The sequence below is a fragment of the Cellulomonas sp. GTC20042 genome, assembly GCF_055389595.1.
This window is the reverse complement of the sequence record NZ_AP043678.1, coordinates 1,531,772-1,546,742: the sequence shown is the minus strand read 5'-3', so window position 1 is coordinate 1,546,742 and position 14,971 is coordinate 1,531,772. Positions and strand designations below refer to the sequence as shown.

At 75.2% G+C, this 14,971-nt stretch carries 17 protein-coding genes; 10 read left to right on the top strand and 7 right to left on the bottom strand.

Features of this window, described 5'->3' with window-relative positions; all coding sequences use genetic code 11:
* The first annotated feature begins 133 nt into the window (after positions 1-133).
* The 5 genes from ACZ5HG_RS07165 to cofD all read left to right on the top strand — a co-directional run bounded on the left by ACZ5HG_RS07165 (position 134) and on the right by cofD (position 6,110).
* Positions 134-1,723, top strand: a complete 1,590-nt coding sequence (locus ACZ5HG_RS07165) for an aminotransferase-like domain-containing protein (protein WP_464181394.1) — start codon at positions 134-136, stop codon at positions 1,721-1,723.
* A gap of 477 nt (positions 1,724-2,200) precedes the next feature.
* On the top strand, positions 2,201-3,214 hold the full coding sequence (locus tag ACZ5HG_RS07160; protein WP_464181392.1) for a putative F420-0 ABC transporter substrate-binding protein: 1,014 nt from the start codon (positions 2,201-2,203) through the stop codon (positions 3,212-3,214).
* Positions 3,215-3,220: 6 nt separating this feature from the next.
* On the top strand, positions 3,221-4,324 hold the full coding sequence (locus tag ACZ5HG_RS07155) for a putative F420-0 ABC transporter permease subunit (RefSeq protein ID WP_464181391.1): 1,104 nt from the start codon (positions 3,221-3,223) through the stop codon (positions 4,322-4,324).
* A complete protein-coding gene (locus ACZ5HG_RS07150) occupies positions 4,315-5,115 on the top strand; it encodes a putative F420-0 ABC transporter ATP-binding protein (RefSeq protein ID WP_464181388.1) in 801 nt (266 codons plus the stop codon). The genes ACZ5HG_RS07155 and ACZ5HG_RS07150 overlap by 10 nt, the downstream gene beginning before the upstream one ends.
* Positions 5,112-6,110, top strand: coding sequence for a 2-phospho-L-lactate transferase (cofD, locus tag ACZ5HG_RS07145; RefSeq protein WP_464181387.1), 999 nt, complete (start codon positions 5,112-5,114; stop codon positions 6,108-6,110). Before ACZ5HG_RS07150 ends, cofD begins: the two co-directional genes overlap by 4 nt.
* 28 nt (positions 6,111-6,138) lie before the next feature.
* Here cofD and cofC read toward each other — a convergent pair whose 3' ends face one another.
* Positions 6,139-6,828, bottom strand: coding sequence for a 2-phospho-L-lactate guanylyltransferase (gene cofC, locus ACZ5HG_RS07140; protein WP_464181385.1), 690 nt, complete (start codon positions 6,826-6,828; stop codon positions 6,139-6,141).
* Positions 6,829-6,897: 69 nt separating this feature from the next.
* Between cofC and ACZ5HG_RS07135 the strand changes: the two genes are divergently transcribed.
* Positions 6,898-7,083 carry a hypothetical protein gene (locus ACZ5HG_RS07135; RefSeq protein ID WP_464181383.1) on the top strand — a complete coding sequence of 62 codons (186 nt, stop codon included), beginning with the start codon at positions 6,898-6,900 and terminating at the stop codon, positions 7,081-7,083.
* A 3-nt stretch (positions 7,084-7,086) separates the two neighbouring features.
* Here the strand turns inward: ACZ5HG_RS07135 and ACZ5HG_RS07130 are convergent, their stop codons facing one another.
* Positions 7,087-7,449 (bottom strand): iron chaperone, encoded by a 363-nt coding sequence (locus ACZ5HG_RS07130; protein WP_464181381.1) that lies wholly within the window; start codon positions 7,447-7,449, stop codon positions 7,087-7,089.
* 59 nt (positions 7,450-7,508) lie between these two features.
* On the opposite strand from ACZ5HG_RS07130, the gene ACZ5HG_RS07125 reads away from it, so the two are divergent.
* Positions 7,509-8,081 carry an HhH-GPD-type base excision DNA repair protein gene (locus ACZ5HG_RS07125; RefSeq protein ID WP_464181379.1) on the top strand — a complete coding sequence of 191 codons (573 nt, stop codon included), beginning with the start codon at positions 7,509-7,511 and terminating at the stop codon, positions 8,079-8,081.
* A 7-nt stretch (positions 8,082-8,088) separates the two neighbouring features.
* Here ACZ5HG_RS07125 and ACZ5HG_RS07120 read toward each other — a convergent pair whose 3' ends face one another.
* On the bottom strand, positions 8,089-8,484 hold the full coding sequence (locus ACZ5HG_RS07120; RefSeq protein ID WP_464181378.1) for a hypothetical protein: 396 nt from the start codon (positions 8,482-8,484) through the stop codon (positions 8,089-8,091).
* Positions 8,485-8,647: 163 nt separating this feature from the next.
* On the opposite strand from ACZ5HG_RS07120, the gene ACZ5HG_RS07115 reads away from it, so the two are divergent.
* On the top strand, positions 8,648-9,028 hold the full coding sequence (locus ACZ5HG_RS07115; protein ID WP_464181376.1) for a YbjQ family protein: 381 nt from the start codon (positions 8,648-8,650) through the stop codon (positions 9,026-9,028).
* Positions 9,029-9,089: 61 nt separating this feature from the next.
* On the opposite strand, the gene ACZ5HG_RS07110 is transcribed toward ACZ5HG_RS07115, so the two are convergent.
* The 4 genes from ACZ5HG_RS07110 to ACZ5HG_RS07095 all read right to left on the bottom strand — a co-directional run bounded on the left by ACZ5HG_RS07110 (position 9,090) and on the right by ACZ5HG_RS07095 (position 12,402).
* Complete coding sequence (locus ACZ5HG_RS07110) at positions 9,090-9,896, bottom strand: coenzyme F420-0:L-glutamate ligase (protein WP_464181375.1); 807 nt, start codon at positions 9,894-9,896, stop codon at positions 9,090-9,092.
* Positions 9,897-9,898: 2 nt separating this feature from the next.
* Positions 9,899-10,918 (bottom strand): TIGR03557 family F420-dependent LLM class oxidoreductase, encoded by a 1,020-nt coding sequence (locus ACZ5HG_RS07105; protein WP_464181374.1) that lies wholly within the window; start codon positions 10,916-10,918, stop codon positions 9,899-9,901.
* A 138-nt stretch (positions 10,919-11,056) separates the two neighbouring features.
* Complete coding sequence (locus ACZ5HG_RS07100) at positions 11,057-11,434, bottom strand: hypothetical protein (RefSeq protein WP_464181371.1); 378 nt, start codon at positions 11,432-11,434, stop codon at positions 11,057-11,059.
* Between the two features lie 122 nt (positions 11,435-11,556).
* A complete protein-coding gene (locus tag ACZ5HG_RS07095; RefSeq protein ID WP_464181370.1) occupies positions 11,557-12,402 on the bottom strand; it encodes a LysR family transcriptional regulator in 846 nt (281 codons plus the stop codon).
* A 202-nt stretch (positions 12,403-12,604) separates the two neighbouring features.
* Here ACZ5HG_RS07095 and ACZ5HG_RS07090 point away from each other — a divergent pair, with 202 nt between their 5' ends.
* Positions 12,605-14,002: an MFS transporter gene (locus ACZ5HG_RS07090; RefSeq protein ID WP_464181368.1), complete on the top strand. Its 1,398-nt coding sequence runs from the start codon at positions 12,605-12,607 to the stop codon at positions 14,000-14,002.
* Positions 14,003-14,028: 26 nt separating this feature from the next.
* Complete coding sequence (locus tag ACZ5HG_RS07085) at positions 14,029-14,883, top strand: 4'-phosphopantetheinyl transferase family protein (RefSeq protein WP_464181367.1); 855 nt, start codon at positions 14,029-14,031, stop codon at positions 14,881-14,883.
* Positions 14,884-14,971 lie beyond the last annotated feature (88 nt).

Sequence of the window (14,971 nt, the reverse complement as noted above, 5' to 3'; positions counted from 1 at the left end):
CTGGGGCTTGAACATTTCTGCGGCGTTACCCGGCGTTTCCGTCCCGAGAACGTTCGTGACGTGCAGGTAAACACTGCGCCGGGACCGTTCACGGGGCGCGGAGGGGTTCCTGGGCGGAGGCACCATGGCGGGCATGGACGTGGTCCAGCACGTGGAGGACCGCAGTCCTCGAGGGATCGCCGCCGCCGTCTCGCGCCTGGTGCGCAACGGCGACCTGCGGCCCGGCGACCGCCTGCCCACCGTGCGCCGGCTCGCCGCCGACCTCGGCGTCAGCCCCGCCACCGTGAGCGGTGCCTGGCAGGCGCTGGCCGCCGTCGGGCTGGTCGCCTCGCGCGGGCGCGCCGGGACCGTGGTGCTGCCCGAGCCGGCGTCCTGGCTGCCGCCGCGGTACCGGGACATGGCGCAGGGCGGGCGGGTGGAGCTGGACCCCGCGGAGCGGGTGGACGGCGGGGTGCCACGGGTGGACGGCGGCGGGTCGCGCGTCAGGGACGCGACGAGGCCTGCCGATCCGACCGCCGCCGACCGGATCGCGGCACCGTTCTCGACCGCCCGCCGCGGGCTGCCCCGCCTCGACCTGTCCACCGGCACGCCCGACCCCGCGCTGCTGCCCCCGCTCGCCCCCGCGCTCGGCCGGACCGCCCGGCGCACCCCCGCCGCCGGCACAGGCTCCTACCTCGGCGCGCCGGTGGTCGAGCCGCTGGAGCGGCTGCTGCGCGCGTCCTGGCCGTTCACCCCGCAGCGGGTCACCGTCGTGGACGGCGCCGTCGACGCGCTCAGCCGCACCCTGGAGCAGGTCGCGGGCTTCGGCGACCGGGTGATCGTGGAGGACCCGGGCTTCCCGCCGATCTTCGACCTGTGCGACCAGCTCGGCCTGGAACGCGTCCCGGTCCCCCTGGACCGCGCCGGCCTGCGCCCCGACGCCCTGGAGACCGCGCTGCGCACCGGAGCCGAGGTGATCGTGCTGCAGCCCCGCGCGCACAACCCCACCGGCGTGTCCATGTCCTCCACCCGTGCCCGCGAGCTCGCCGCGGTCATCCGCACGCACCTGGCCGCCTCGCCCGGATCCGACGTGCACGTGATCGAGGACGACCATTCCGGGGAGATCGCTTCCAGCGCCGACGTCTCCCTCGGCAGCCACCTGCCCGACCGCGTGGTGCACGTCCGCTCGTACTCCAAGTCCCACGGGCCCGACCTGCGGATCGCCGCCATGGGCGGGCCGGCGGCCGTGCTCGACCGGGTGATCGCACGCCGGATGCTCGGACCGGGCTGGACCAGCCGCCTGCTCCAGCACCTGCTGGTGGACCTGCTGACCGACGGCGACGCGATGGACGCCGTCGCGCAGGCCCGCCGGGTGTACTACGCCCGGCAGCGCGCCCTCACCACGGCCCTGGCCGACCTCGGCGTCGACGTGCAGCCCGGCGACGGGATCAACCTCTGGGTGCCGGTCGCCGACGAGCCGACCGCGCTGGTCCGGCTGGAGGCCGCCGGCATCCGCGTCGCGCGGGGTCGCCCGTTCCAGGCCGAGCCGAGCGCCGGGGTGGCTGCGGGGGCGGGCGCGGGTGTCGCGGCCGCGTCGGCGGCCGGTGCGGCGTCCGGGCGCGGGACGTCCGACGGGCACGCCGCGCCGGACGGGCACGTGCGGGTCACGGTCGCGGGGCTGTCCGGACCGCCCGAGACCGTGCACCAGGTCGCCCGCGCCCTCGCCCTCGCTGCCGCCCCCTGAGCCCGCGCGTCCGCGCCCTCTCTCGTCGAGAGGTCGATCACTGTCGCCCAAACCCGGCATCGACCGACAGGAATCGCCCTCTCGATCGCGGGCCTCGCGCCCGGATGCGGCGAGGTTGCACGAACGCAGGCTTCAGCGCGCGCGAAGCCTGCCTTCGTGCAACTTCGGCGCGGGGACGCGCACGGGCCGGCGCGCGGACGGGCTGGTCGGACCCGGGTGGGCTGGGCGTAGGGTGTGCAGCGGACCGGGCCGGACGTGGCCCGGAGGCCGCCGCCCGGTCTGGGCGACGCATCCACGGGCGCGACGTGCACCCTCCCCCTCACTCCGCACGCCCCGCGGCTGGTCGCAGCCCCGGCGTGCTGACCAGCGTCCACCGTCGGACCGGGCCGCCCGCCCTCCCGGCGACCCGGCCGCACCGGTCCCGCCGCCCCGCGCCTCGGCGCACCCCGCGACGGACCGCACCTGTCAGGAGCACCGATGCGTCACCTCCCCCGCCCCCTGATCGCCCTGCCCGCCGTGCTCGCGGTGGCCGTCCTGGCCGCCTGCGGCTCCGGCTCCGGCGACGCCGCAGCCCCCACGGACAGCGGCAGCAGCGCCGCCGCCACCGAGACCGCGTTCACGCCGATCACCCTGGACAACTGCGGCACCGAGGTCACCGTCGACACCCCGCCCGAGCGGGTCGTCGCGATCAAGTCGACCTCGATCGAGATGCTGCTCGCCCTCGGGCTGGGCGACCGCATGGTCGGCACCGCGTTCTCCGACGGCCCGGTGCCCGACGACCAGACCGACGCGTACGCCGCGATCCCCGTGCTCTCCGACAAGGTCCCCGACCAGGAGGCCCTGCTCGAGGTGCAGCCCGACTTCGTCTACGCCGGGTGGGAGTCGAACTTCTCCGCCGACGGCGCCGGCGAGCGTGCGACGCTCCAGGGCCTCGGCATCGGCACCTACGTGTCGCCGGCGGCCTGCAAGGAAGAGGGCTACATGCCCGACCCGCTGACCTTCGACGGGCTGTTCGACGAGATCCGGGAGATCGCCTCGGTGTTCGGCGTGCAGGACCGTGCGGAGGACCTGATCGCCGAGCAGGAGGCCGCGCTGGCGTCGGTCGAGAAGCCGGCGGACGAGGTCACCGCGCTCTGGTACTCCTCCGGCTCGGACACCCCCTACGTCGGCGCGGGGATCGGTGCGCCGCAGATGATGATGGACGCCGCGGGGCTCACCAACATCTTCGCGGACGTGCACGACACCTGGACCTCCGCCGGCTGGGAGCAGGTCGTCGCCGCCGACCCGGACGTGATCGTGCTGGTCGACGCCACCTGGAACACCGCGGCGTCCAAGATCGAGATGCTCGAGGGCAACCCGGCGACCGCGCAGCTCACCGCCGTGAAGGAGCACCGCTACCTGACGATCCCGTTCCCGGCGGCCGAGGCGGGCGTGCGGAACGCCGACGCCGTGGTCGACCTGGCCGCGCAGCTCGCCGCGCTGGAGGGCTGAGCAGCGGTGCCCCGCCCGTCCCCCGCCCCCACGGCCCCTGCGGCCTCGCGCGCCGTCGCGCCGAGCATCCCGGCCCGCCGGCTGCCGCTCGGCGTGCTGCTCGGCGTCGGCCTGGTGCTGCTGGTCGCGACCGTGCTGGTGTGCGTCACGATCGGGCCCGCGGACATCGCGGTGCCGGACGTCGCGCGCAGCATCGCCGGGCACCTGCACCTGGGCGCGGGGGCGGGCGAGCCGGGCGGGGTGCCGGTGCTGACCGACGCGATCGTGTGGGACCTGCGGCTGCCGCGGGTGCTCACCGGTGCGGCGGTCGGCGCCGGGCTGGCGCTGGCCGGGGCGGTCATGCAGTCGCTCACCCGCAACCCGCTGGCCGACCCGTACCTGCTCGGGCTGTCCTCCGGGGCGTCGCTCGGCGCGGTGGCGGTGCTGATCCTCGGCGTCGGGCTGCTGCTGCCGGTGGCGGCCTTCGGCGGTGCGCTGCTCGCGCTGGTCGCCACGCTCAGCCTGGCGCGGGTCGGCGGGGTGCTCACCCCGGGGCGCGCGGTGCTGGCCGGGCTGGCGGTGTCGCAGCTCGCGGCGGCGGGCACGTCCTTCGTGATCTTCTGGTCGTCCACCGGCGACTCCTACCGGGAGATCCTCAACTGGCTGCTCGGCTCGCTCGCCGGGTCGACGTGGCAGAGCGTGGCCATCGCCGGGATCGCCCTGGTGCTGGTCGGCGTGGTGCTGATCGCGAGCGGGGTGCGGCTGGACGCGTTCGCCTTCGGTGACACCGCCGCGGCGGCCCTCGGCATCGACGTGGACCGCACGCGCTGGACCCTGATGACCCTGGTCGCGCTGCTCACCGGCGCGATGGTCGCGGTGTCCGGGTCGATCGGCTTCGTCGGCCTGGTGCTGCCGCACGTGGTGTCGGCGCTGACCGGCCCCGCGCACCGGCGGCTGCTGCCGGTGGCGGCGGTGACCGGCGCGATCTTCCTGGTGTGGGCGGACACCGGTGCCCGCACCCTGTTCGACCCGCGCGAGCTGCCGGTCGGCATCGTCACCGCCCTGATCGGCGTGCCGGTGTTCGCGGTGCTGCTGCGACGGCGCAACGGCGGAGGCAGCGCATGGACCTGAGGATCGCGGGCGTCGGCACCCGGCTCGGCGGGCGCTGGGTGGTCGACGGCGTGGACGCCACCCCGCCGACGGGGGCGCTCACCGGGCTGCTCGGCCCCAACGGCGCCGGCAAGACGACGCTGCTGCGGCTGGTCGCCGGGCTGCTCGATCCCGAGGCCGGCGCGGTGCTCGTGGACGGCGTCCCGGTGCACACGATCGGCCGCCGCGACCGCGCCCGCCGGGTGGCCCTGCTGGAGCAGGAGTCGTCCTCGACCGTGCCGCTGACCGTGCGCGAGGTGGTCGCCCTCGGGCGGATCCCCTACCGCACGCTCTGGGGCGCCGACACCGACGAGACCGCCGTCGACCGCGCCCTGCACGCCGCCGACGCCGCGCACCTCGCCGATCGCCCCTGGTCCGCGCTGTCCGGCGGCGAGCGGCAGCGGGTCAACATCGCCCGGGCGCTGGCCCAGGAGCCCGAGCTGCTGCTGCTCGACGAGCCGACCAACCACCTGGACGTCAGCGCCCAGCTCGCGCTGCTCCGGTTCGTCCGCGATCTCGGCACCACCACCGTCGCCGCCCTGCACGACCTCAACCTCGCCGCCGCGTACTGCGCGCACGTGCTGGTGCTCGCCGGGGGCCGCCTGGTCGCCGCCGGGGACCCGCGCGACGTGCTCACCGCCGACCTGGTGCGGGACGTCTACGGCGTGGACTGCGAGGTCATGACGCACCCGGCGACCGGACGGCCGGTGATCGCGTTCGGCGATCCCGCCCCGGTCCCGATCCCCCACCCCGTCACCGAGGGAGCCCGATGAAGGTCACCGTCCTGTCCGGCGGCGTGGGCGGCGCCCGCTTCACCCGCGGCCTGCTCGCCCTGCTGCACGACCGCGGCGTGCCCTGCGAGGTCACGGTGATCGCCAACACCGGCGACGACATGTGGCTGCACGGTGTGCGGGTCTGCCCCGACCTCGACACGCTCATGTACACGCTCGGCGGCGCCGTGCACGAGGAGCAGGGCTGGGGCCGTCGCGAGGAGTCCGCGCGGGTCAGCGCCGACCTGGCGGCCTACGACGTCGGCTGGGAGTGGTTCACCCTCGGCGACCTCGACCTCGCCACCCACCTGGCGCGCACCCAGTGGCTGCACGAGGGGCTGACCCTGTCGCAGGCCACCGAGCGGCTGTGCCGACGCTGGGACCTCACCGGTGGCACCGGGGTCGACGTCCGGCTGCTGCCGATGTCCGACCAGCCGGTCGAGACCCACGTCGAGGTCGAGGACGGCCGGCTGATCCACTTCGAGGAGTGGTGGGTGCGGCACCGCGCCGCCCTGCCTGCCCGCCGGTTCGTGCAGGTCGGCGTCGAGTCCGCCGCCCCGGCCCCGGGGGTGCTCGACGCGCTGAGCAGCGCCGACGTGGTGGTCGTGCCGCCGTCCAACCCGGTGGTGTCGGTCGGCACGATCCTCGGCGTCCCCGGCATCCGTGCCGCGCTGGCGGCCACCCCGGCCCCGGTGGTCGGGATCTCCGGGATCGTCGGCGGGGCGCCCGTGCGCGGCATGGCCGCCGAGTGCCTGGCCGCGATCGACGTCGACGCCACCGCCGAGGCCGTCGCCCGGCACCTCGGCCGGCGCGGGACCGTGACCGCCACCGGCGAGCTGGGCGTGCTGGACGGCTGGCTGGTCGACACCGTGGACGCCGACGCCGCCGAGGCACTGACCGCCGACGGCTGGCGCGCGGCGGCCACCGGCACGCTCATGCACGACGTGCCGACCACCGCACGGATCGCGGCGCAGGCGCTGGCCCTGGTCGAGCGCTGAGCCGACCGGCGACCCGCCCGCGCGCCGATCAGGCGACCGGCCCGGCGACCCCCGGCAGCGGCGCGAGCCGTCGCAGCAGCGTGCCCGTGCGCCCACCGATCCCCCGTGCGACCAGCGCGGTCAGGTCTGCCGGCACGTCCACGTCCTGCCGCAGGGTCGACCCGGCGGGCAGGTCGATCGCCACGTGCCCGAGCGCCCGGTGCGCGGCCGCCGACCCGCCGCCGAACCGGGGCGTGAACGGCTCCCCCGCCGCGACCGTGAGCAGCGTCGTCCCGGTGCCCTCGGCGTCCGGGATCACCGCGCGCGGGTGCTCCGCCGCCGCACGCAGCGCCGCGCCGAGCTCGGCGGGATCCAGGCCGGGCAGATCGCCGAGCAGCACCCCGACCGGCGCACCGGGGACCTCCGTGCGGGCCGCGTCGACGCCCGTGGACACCGCCCGATCGAGCGCCGCCCACCCGCTTCCCGTCGCCGCGCCGTCCGGCTCCGGCAGCACGCGCACCCGGGGATCACGCGCCGCCTCGATCGACACGACCGGATCCGCGGTCACGACCAGCACCCGACCGACCTCCGGCGCCGCGAGCACCGCGTCCACCGTGTCCAGGGCCATCGCCCGCACCAGCGCCGCCCGCGCCCCGGGCTCCAGCACCTCGGCCAGCCGGGTCTTGCCCCGGCTCGCGTCCTTCACGGGCACGACCACGACCCACCGTCCGACCAGCACCCGAGCACCCTACGCGCGGCAGGTGTCCGGCCTGTTGCCGGGGTCGGTGATCGGTGCCAGGGTCCGTGCATGGCCGAGTTCGTGACCTTGCAGTCGGGCAACCCCGACGACGCCCTGACCGTCAACGTCGACGCGATCACCTACGTCCGTCAGGGGCGCGACGGCACCCGCGTGCACTTCGCCGGCGGCGACAACCTCTGGGTCACCGGTGAGCAGGAGCGTGCGCTGCTGCACCTGCTGCACGAGCACACCTGAGGATCACGGCCGCGGGCCCGTCCCGGTGTCGATCTGGTCCCGCCGGCCGGACACCAGCGCGTCGAAGGCCGCGTCCGGCAGCGGTTCCGCGACCGTGCACCGGATGCCGCCCTTGCTCGCCGGGAACGTCGGCACGGTCGCGTGCACCGCCGCCGTCACCTCCGAGCTGAACGGGTACACCGTCACGCCCCGGGCGCCGCTGACCACCGCCACCAGGGGTCGGCCCCGGTAGCGCAGCGCCGCCATCCCGTAGGAGCGGCCCTCCTCGACCTCCGGCACGGCAGCCCGTGCGCGCTCCACCAGCCGCGCCACCAGCGACCGTCCCGGCTCGTCCAGCCCGGCGACGTAGTCCGTGACCTCGCCCATCTGCCTGCCTCCTCGCTCGGCCCGAAGCCGATCTTGCCACCGGGTGCGACCATGACGGCATGACCCTGTGGCTGACCGGCGACGCCTCCGCCGACCGTCTGCTCGACGAGGACCCGTTCGCCCTGCTCGTCGGGATGCTCCTCGACCAGCAGGTCACCATGGAGTCCGCCTTCGCCGGCCCGGCCAAGATCGCCGCCCGCATGGACGGCCTCGACGTGCACCGGATCGCCGACGCCGACCCCGAGGCGTTCGCGGCCCTGTGCGCCACCCCGCCCGCCGTGCACCGGTTCCCCGGCTCGATGGCCGGACGGATCCAGGCCGTCGCCCGTGCGATCGTCGAGGAGCACGACGGCGACGTGACGCGGATCTGGACCGACGGCGACCCCGACGGCGCGACCGTGCTGCGGCGGCTCAAGGCCCTGCCCGGATTCGGCGACCAGAAGGCGCGGATCTTCCTCGCCCTGCTCGGCAAGCAGCGCGGGGTCACGCCCGCCGGCTGGCGCGAGGCCGCCGGTGCCTACGGCGACGACGTGCCGCGCTCGATCGCCGACGTGCGCGACCCGGACTCCCTGCGCGCGGTGCGCGAGACCAAGCAGGCCGCCAAGGCCGCCGCCCGCGCCGCGAAGGGCTGACGCGCCGCTACCCCCGCAGCGCGTCCGGCACCGGCAGCCCGATCAGCCGCACCAGCCGCTCGACGGTCTCCTCCACGAAGGTGTCCTCGGGCTCCTCGCCCTCGACGGCCATCAGCCGCCGCACCTCGCTCGGCCGCACGTCGTCGGCACCGATCGACTCCGCCCAGGCGGCGAAGCCCTCGGCCTCGGCGGCGAGGTCGACCGGCTCGCTCTCCGCCGGGTCGTCGTAGTAGTCGCGCGGCTGGAAGCCGAGGTAGAACCGCCCGGAGGCGCCCTCCGGCACGGGCCGGTAGTCGATCACCGCGATGTCGCTGTCGTGCACCTCGATCGCCAGGCTCGGTGTCGCGGCGAGGTCGCCGCCCCATGCGCCGCCGCCGTACTGGAGCTTCTCGAAATCGCCCACGGTGGGCCTCCTCCTGGTCGATCACCGACCGGCCGCGGGTGCGACCGGCGGTCGCCGTCGATGCTAGGCCCGGCCGCAGGGCGATCCGCGCGCCGCGCCGATCCACCCACCACCACGCGCTGAGCATGACGCGCCCCGGCCCTCGACCTGGCACGATCGCCCCATGATCGTGGTGACGACGAACGAGATCCCCGGCTACCGGATCCAGGCGGTGCTGGGCGAGGCGATGGGCCTGACGGTGCGCTCGACCAACATCGGCGCGAGCTTCACGGCGGGCTTCCGCTCGCTGGGCGGCGGCGAGATCCCCGAGTACACGAAGATCATGTACGAGAGCCGGCACGAGGTGATGCGCCGGATGACCGAGGAGGCGCAGCGGCTCGGCGCGAACGCGATCGTCGCGATGCGCTTCGACACCGACTCGCTGGGCCAGTTCAGCGAGGTGTGCGCCTACGGCACCGCGGTGATCGCCGAGCCGATCGCAGCCGGTGAGCCCGGGGCGACCGGGCAGTCCGCGCAGATGGCGGCGCAGGCGCAGCAGCACTGATCGATCCGCAGCTCGGGCCGGGGCGCGACGTGCGCGCCCCGGCCCGATCGTGCCTGGGGGGTCAGCCGGCGACGCCCCCGGAGCCGGCCGCGTCCTTCCACCCGCGCGCGTAGGCCTCCGCGGTGCCCTCGGCGAACATGTCGTCCGGGCCGGTGCGGGTGAGCGTGCGGGCGCCGGGGCCGTCCTCGGCGGTGACCACGTGGGCCATCCCGCGCACGACGGCGACCGGGACGCCGGTGGCCTTGCCCTTGACCAGCTCGGCGGCGGCGGTGATCTCGTCGGCGACGGCGGCCATGCTCACCTGCAACGGCCGGCCGTGGGTGTCGGTCGAGCCGCGCAGGTCGTCCAGCACGACGACCCCGGCGGCGCCGATCGCGATGTCGGTCTGCCCCTGCCGCCAGGGACGACCGGCGGTGTCGGACACCAGCACGCCGAGCCGCACCCCGAAGCGCGCGGACAGCGTGGCACGCAGCGTGCGGGCGGTGGCGTCGGGGTCCTCGGGGAGCAGCAGCACGGTCCCCTCGTCGGTGTTCGAGGCGTCGACGCCGGCGGCGGCCATCACCAGGCCGAGCCGGTTCTCCACGATCCGGGTGATCCCGCCCGGGTGCTCGCGGGTGGCGACCACGCGCACGGTCTCGGCGGTGATCGCGTCCTCGCGGTCGTCGGCGCGCACGATCCGCCCCTCGGCCTTGGACACGATCTTGCTGGTGACGACCAGCACGTCGCCGTCCTGCGGGGCGGTCGCCGGGCGCGCGACGGCGTCGGCGGCCAGCGCGTCGCCGATCAGCACGGCCAGGTCGTCCCCGGGCCGGATCTCGCCGATCCCGGGGACGCCCCACGCGCTGAGCACGTCAGCGGCCTGCGTCACGGTCAGCGCACCAGCTTCGGCAGCACGTCGCGGCCGAACACGTCGATCCACTCGCGCTGGTTCCGGCCCACGTTGTGCAGGTAGATCCGGTCGAAGCCCAGGTCCACGTACTTCTGGATCTCGGCGCGGTGCACGTCGGGGTCGGCGGAGATCACCATGCGGCCCTCGAAGTCCTCCGGGCGCACGAGCTTGGCCATCTGCGCGAAGTCGAAGGGCGAGCGGATGTCGCCCTTCGGGAACTTCATGCCGCCGTTGGGCCACTCGACCATGGCGTTCTCCATGGCCTGCTCGTCGGTCTCGGCCCACGACAGGTGCAGCTGGAGCACCTTGGGCAGGTCCTGCGGGTCACGGCCGGACTCGCGGACGCCCTCGTCGAACTTGCCGAACAGGCCGCTGATCTTCTCCAGCGGGGCGCCGACGGTGATCAGGCCGTCGGCGTGCCGGCCAGCGCGCTTGGCGGTGACCGGGCCGGCGGTGGCGACCAGGATCTCCGGGGCGACCTCCGGCATGGTCCACAGCCGGGTCGACTCGAGCTTGTAGAACTGCCCGGCGTGCTTGACGTCCTTGCCGGCGAGCGAGGCCGTGAACAGCTTCTTGATGATCTCGATGGCCTCGAACATGCGGTTGATCCGCTCCGGGGCCTCCGGCCAGTAGCCGGCGGTGATGTGCTCGTTCAGCGCCTCGCCGGAGCCGAGGCCCAGCCAGTGCCGGCCCGGGTACATGGCGGCCAGCGTCGCGGAGGCCTGCGCCACCATCGCGGGGTGCCAGCGGAAGGTCGGCGCGGTCACGCCGGGACCCATGTCGCCGGTGGTCCGCTCGCCGAGCGCCGCGAGCACGTTCCACACGAACGCCGACTGGCCCTGCTGCGGCACCCACGGCTGGTAGTGGTCGGCCGCCATGGTCCCGAGGAACCCCTGGGACTCCGCGTAGGCGGACAGCTCGACGGCCTCCGTCGGATGGAACTGCTCCAGCATCGCCGCGTACCCGACCTGCAGGCCGTCGGCCACCACACCCTGTGCCACGACTTCTCCCTCGTCTGCGCCCACGATCCTCGTGGACCTCCTCGAGGGTAACGACGGAGTGTGTCGCCGCCATTTCCTCCGACCATGGACCGGGACGTGACGAGGGCCACCCCGTCACGTCCCGGTGATCGGCTCGCGTCAGGCGCCGCGGACCAGGTTGAGCAGCAGGCCCTGCGCGTGCAGCCGGGCGGCGACCGCCTCGCTGACCTCGCCGAAGACGTTGTTCGAGCGGGCGATCCCGACCGCGCCGCCCATCACGCCGGCACCGCCGTCCCGGCCGAACCGCGCCACCGGGGTGCCCTGGTGGTCGAAGAAGTCGACGCGGTACTCCAGGCGCTGCCGCTTGCGGCCCGCCCACGCACCGAGCCAGAACGTCGCGGCCTTGGACCCGCGGGCGACCAGCCAGCCGCCGGGGGTGGTGGAGTCGACCGTGAAGCCGTGCTCGGCGAGCGCGGCGGCGAAGGCCTGCCGGGCGGCCTCGGGCGATCCCTGCAGGAAGTAGTCGGCGCTGGGCACGGGGTGTCCTCTCGGTGGTGCTGATCGGTGCGCCCCGCGACGTCATCGCCGGTAGGGCGGCCCGACGGTAGCGCAGGTGCCGGTGCGCGCGGCGGGTCCGCGGCCGAGATCACACCCCCGGCTCAGCGCGGCGCCTGGTCCAGGATCGCGGAGGTCAGCGCCTCGATCGGCTCGCGCGGGGACTGCGGGTTGGCGACCAGGGTGATGTCCACGTCGCCGAGCTCGGGCAGGCCGAGGCCGGCGGGCAGCTGCACCAGGTCGGACGGGATCAGGCTCTGCGCGAAGACCGCGATCCCGATCCCGGCGCGCACGGCCGCGAGCACGCCGTTCACCTCGACGGTCTTGCAGGTCACCCGCCAGGTCCGCCCGGCGTCGGTGAGCGCGCGCACCGCCGTCTGCCGGGTGAGCGAGGCGCCCTGGTAGGTGATCAGCGGCACCGGCGCGCCCGCCTCGATCACGGTGCCGGCCAGCCCGACCCACACCAGCCGGTCCCGGCGGACCAGCTGTCCCTCGGTGCGCCCCGCCGCCTGCTTGAGGAACACCAGGTCGAGCTGACCGGCCAGCAGCCGCCGGTGCAGGGCGCCGCTCTGCGCGACGGTCAGCTCGAGGTTGATCCGCGGGTGCAGCCGCCGGAAGTCGCGCAGCACCCGCGGCAGCTGGGCGAGCGCGAGGTCGTCGGCGGCGCCGAACCGGAGCCGGCCGTGCATGGCCGACCCGGCGAAGTAGCGGGTGGCCTCGTCGTGCGCCGCGAGGATCGTGCGGGCGAAACCCGCCATGGCCTGACCGTTGTCGGTGAGCGCGACGCCGCGGGTGTCCCGATCCAGCAGGCGGCGCCCGGCGGCGGCCTCGAGCTTGCGCACGTGCTGGCTGATCGTGGGCTGCGACAGACCCAGCCGCGCGGCAGCCCGCGTGAAGTTCAACGACTCGGAAACGGCGAGGAACGAGCGGAGCTGGTCCGGGTCAAACACGTGCTGCTCCTCGTCGGCGTGGCCGGGTCGATCGGCTCGATGACCTGCGGTGACGCGGGCCACTTATCACGAACCATGATCACACTGAGAGCGTGCATGACGTGAAGGAATCGCCGTGACGGACCGTACCGTAGAGGGACCAGACGTCCACGATCCGCGTCCGCCACGACACCGCACCCGCATCCCGCAGCAAGGACCTTCCGTGCCCTCGGCCCGCCGCCCGTCCCCGTCCCCGACCCGCACCCGCCTCTCCCGCACCGTCCGTGCCGCCCGCGGCACCGCCCGCGCCGTCCCGCACCAGCGCACCGCCGACACCGCCGCCGTGCAGCGCAGCACGATCCGCGACGCGCTCGGTGTGCGGAACTTCCGGCTCTACGTCACCTCGCAGGTGCTCACCAACACCTTCGGCTGGGCGGCCCGCGTCTCCCAGGACTGGCTGGTGCTCACGCTCACCGGCTCCGCCGCGTGGGTCGGCCTCACCGTCACCCTCCAGCTGCTGCCGGTGCTCGCCTTCGGGCTGCTCGGCGGCATGCTCGCCGACCGGGTGGACCGCCGGAAGCTGCTCATGGTCACCCAGTCGATCTTCGGGCTGTCCGCCGCCACGATCGGCGTGCTCGCGCTCACCGGGCACGTCCAGGCGTGGCACGTGCTCGCCGGCGCCCTGGTCGGCGGCATCGCGACCGCCTTCGACAACCCCGCGCGGCAGGCATTCGTGCACGAGGTCGCCGGTCCGGCGCACCTCCGCCAGGCGATCAGCATCAACTCCGCGGTGTTCCAGCTCGGCGGGCTGGTCGGCCCCGGCGTCGCCGGCGTGCTGATCAACCTGGTCGGCCAGGGCTGGACCTTCGAGCTCAACGCCATCGCCTGCCTGGTCGCCGTGGTGCTGCTCACCGCCATGCGTCCGTCCGAGCTCACGGCTCCCCCGCGCGTCGAGCGCGCCAAGGGCCAGCTGCGCGAGGGCCTGCGGCACGCCCGGCGCAGCCCGCGCATCCTGTGGGCGACCGTGCTGCTCGGCTTCGTCTCGATCACCGGCGTCAACATGGCGACCGTGCTCGCCGCCTGGGCCGACGGGGTGTTCGCCACCGACGCCGGCGGGTACGCGCTGCTCAACTCGATGCTCGCGGTCGGCGCCCTGATCGGGGCGGTGCTCGCCGGACGTCGTCGCGGAGGTCGCCTGCTCACGCTCGTGCTGCTCGCCGCCGCCGTCGGCACGATCCAGCTGCTCGCCGCCGCCGCCCCCTCGCGCCCGGTGTTCATCGTGGCGCTGGTCGCGATGGGGCTGTGCACGATCATGTACCTGACCAGCTCGAACACCCTGGTGCAGATGACCGTCGCCCCGCACCTGCGCGGCCGGGTGATGAGCCTCTACATCCTCACCGGCTTCGGCGCGCAGGGGATCTCCGGCACGCTGATCGGCTGGGTGTGCGAGCACTTCGGCCCGCGCATCGGCATGGTCGCCGCCGGCACCGGCCCGCTGCTCGGCGCGCTGCTGGTCGGCCTGGTGCTCGCGCGTCGCTCGGACTGGGACGTGCGCTCGGCCCTGCGCACCCGCACGATCCCGGTCGCCCCCGCCCCCGCGCCGGGCAGCCCGCAGGTCTGACGGCTCCGGCGCGCCATGATGAGGGCGTGACGCACGCGGCGACCGAGGAGACCGGTGCGGTCGTGCGCGTGCGCTGGGCTCGGGCCGACCTCGCCGAGGCCGTCGCGGTGGCCACGGCCCTGCTGCCCGCCGAGTCCGACCGCGTCGCCCGGGCCGCACCCGTCGATCGTCCGGCGGTCGCGCTCTCGCTGCTGCTGGTGCGGACGCTCGCCGCCGAGGTGTGCGGGTTGCCGGCCGACGCGGTCCGGGTCGACCGCCGCTGCCCGCGCTGCGGGGCCACCACCCACGGCGTGCCCCGGGTCCGGCGCGTCGACGGCAGGCCGGTGCCGCACGTCTCGCTCGGCCGGTGCGCGGATCGGGTGGTCGTCGCGGCGAGCGCCGCGGGGCCGGTCGGGGTGGACGTGGAGCGCGCGGACGCCGAGGCCGCCGCGCTTGCGGCGCTGGGCGCTGACGCGGGCGTGGGCACCGGTACCCACGCGGCGAGTGCGGGTACGAGCGCGGCCGATGCCGGCGCGGGCGGCGCCCGGGGTCCGGCTCTGCGCACCTGGGCGCGCACCGAGGCCCTGCTCAAGGCCGCCGGCACCGGCCTCGCGATCGACCCCCGCGGCGCGCGGGTGCAGGAGGCGCTCCGCCGACAGGTGGTCGCGACGGATCAGCGCGTGGCAGCGACCGACATGCTGGCGGAAGCGGGCCGATCAGCAGACACGGATCGACCTGCACGCACTGACGACCTGCCGGACCCGCCCGCGGGCACGCGCTGGTGGGTGGACGACCTGGACCTCGGCGGATCCCACGTCGGCGCCCTCGCGCTCGCGCTGCCGATCGGCTCCGCACCCCGGATCGAGCTGCTCGAGATCACCCCCGCCCACCTCACCGCCTGAGCCCGCGCCGAGAGTGCACGAAAACACCCTTCGCGCGCCGTGAAGCCTGCATTCGTGCAACCTCGGCGCGCGCCCGCGCGAGCGCGCG

What these genes read in the sequence shown, in the direction of transcription:
- ACZ5HG_RS07165 (WP_464181394.1), top strand. Translation starts at nt 134, where the DNA reads ATGGACGTGGTCCAGCACGTGGAGGACCGCAGTCCTCGAGGGATCGCC.
- ACZ5HG_RS07160 (WP_464181392.1), top strand. Translation starts at nt 2,201, where the DNA reads ATGCGTCACCTCCCCCGCCCCCTGATCGCCCTGCCCGCCGTGCTCGCG.
- ACZ5HG_RS07150 (WP_464181388.1), top strand. Translation starts at nt 4,315, where the DNA reads ATGGACCTGAGGATCGCGGGCGTCGGCACCCGGCTCGGCGGGCGCTGG.
- cofD (WP_464181387.1), top strand. Translation starts at nt 5,112, where the DNA reads ATGAAGGTCACCGTCCTGTCCGGCGGCGTGGGCGGCGCCCGCTTCACC.
- ACZ5HG_RS07135 (WP_464181383.1), top strand. Translation starts at nt 6,898, where the DNA reads ATGGCCGAGTTCGTGACCTTGCAGTCGGGCAACCCCGACGACGCCCTG.
- ACZ5HG_RS07130 (WP_464181381.1), bottom strand. Translation starts at nt 7,449, where the DNA reads ATGGGCGAGGTCACGGACTACGTCGCCGGGCTGGACGAGCCGGGACGG.
- ACZ5HG_RS07125 (WP_464181379.1), top strand. Translation starts at nt 7,509, where the DNA reads ATGACCCTGTGGCTGACCGGCGACGCCTCCGCCGACCGTCTGCTCGAC.
- ACZ5HG_RS07115 (WP_464181376.1), top strand. Translation starts at nt 8,648, where the DNA reads ATGATCGTGGTGACGACGAACGAGATCCCCGGCTACCGGATCCAGGCG.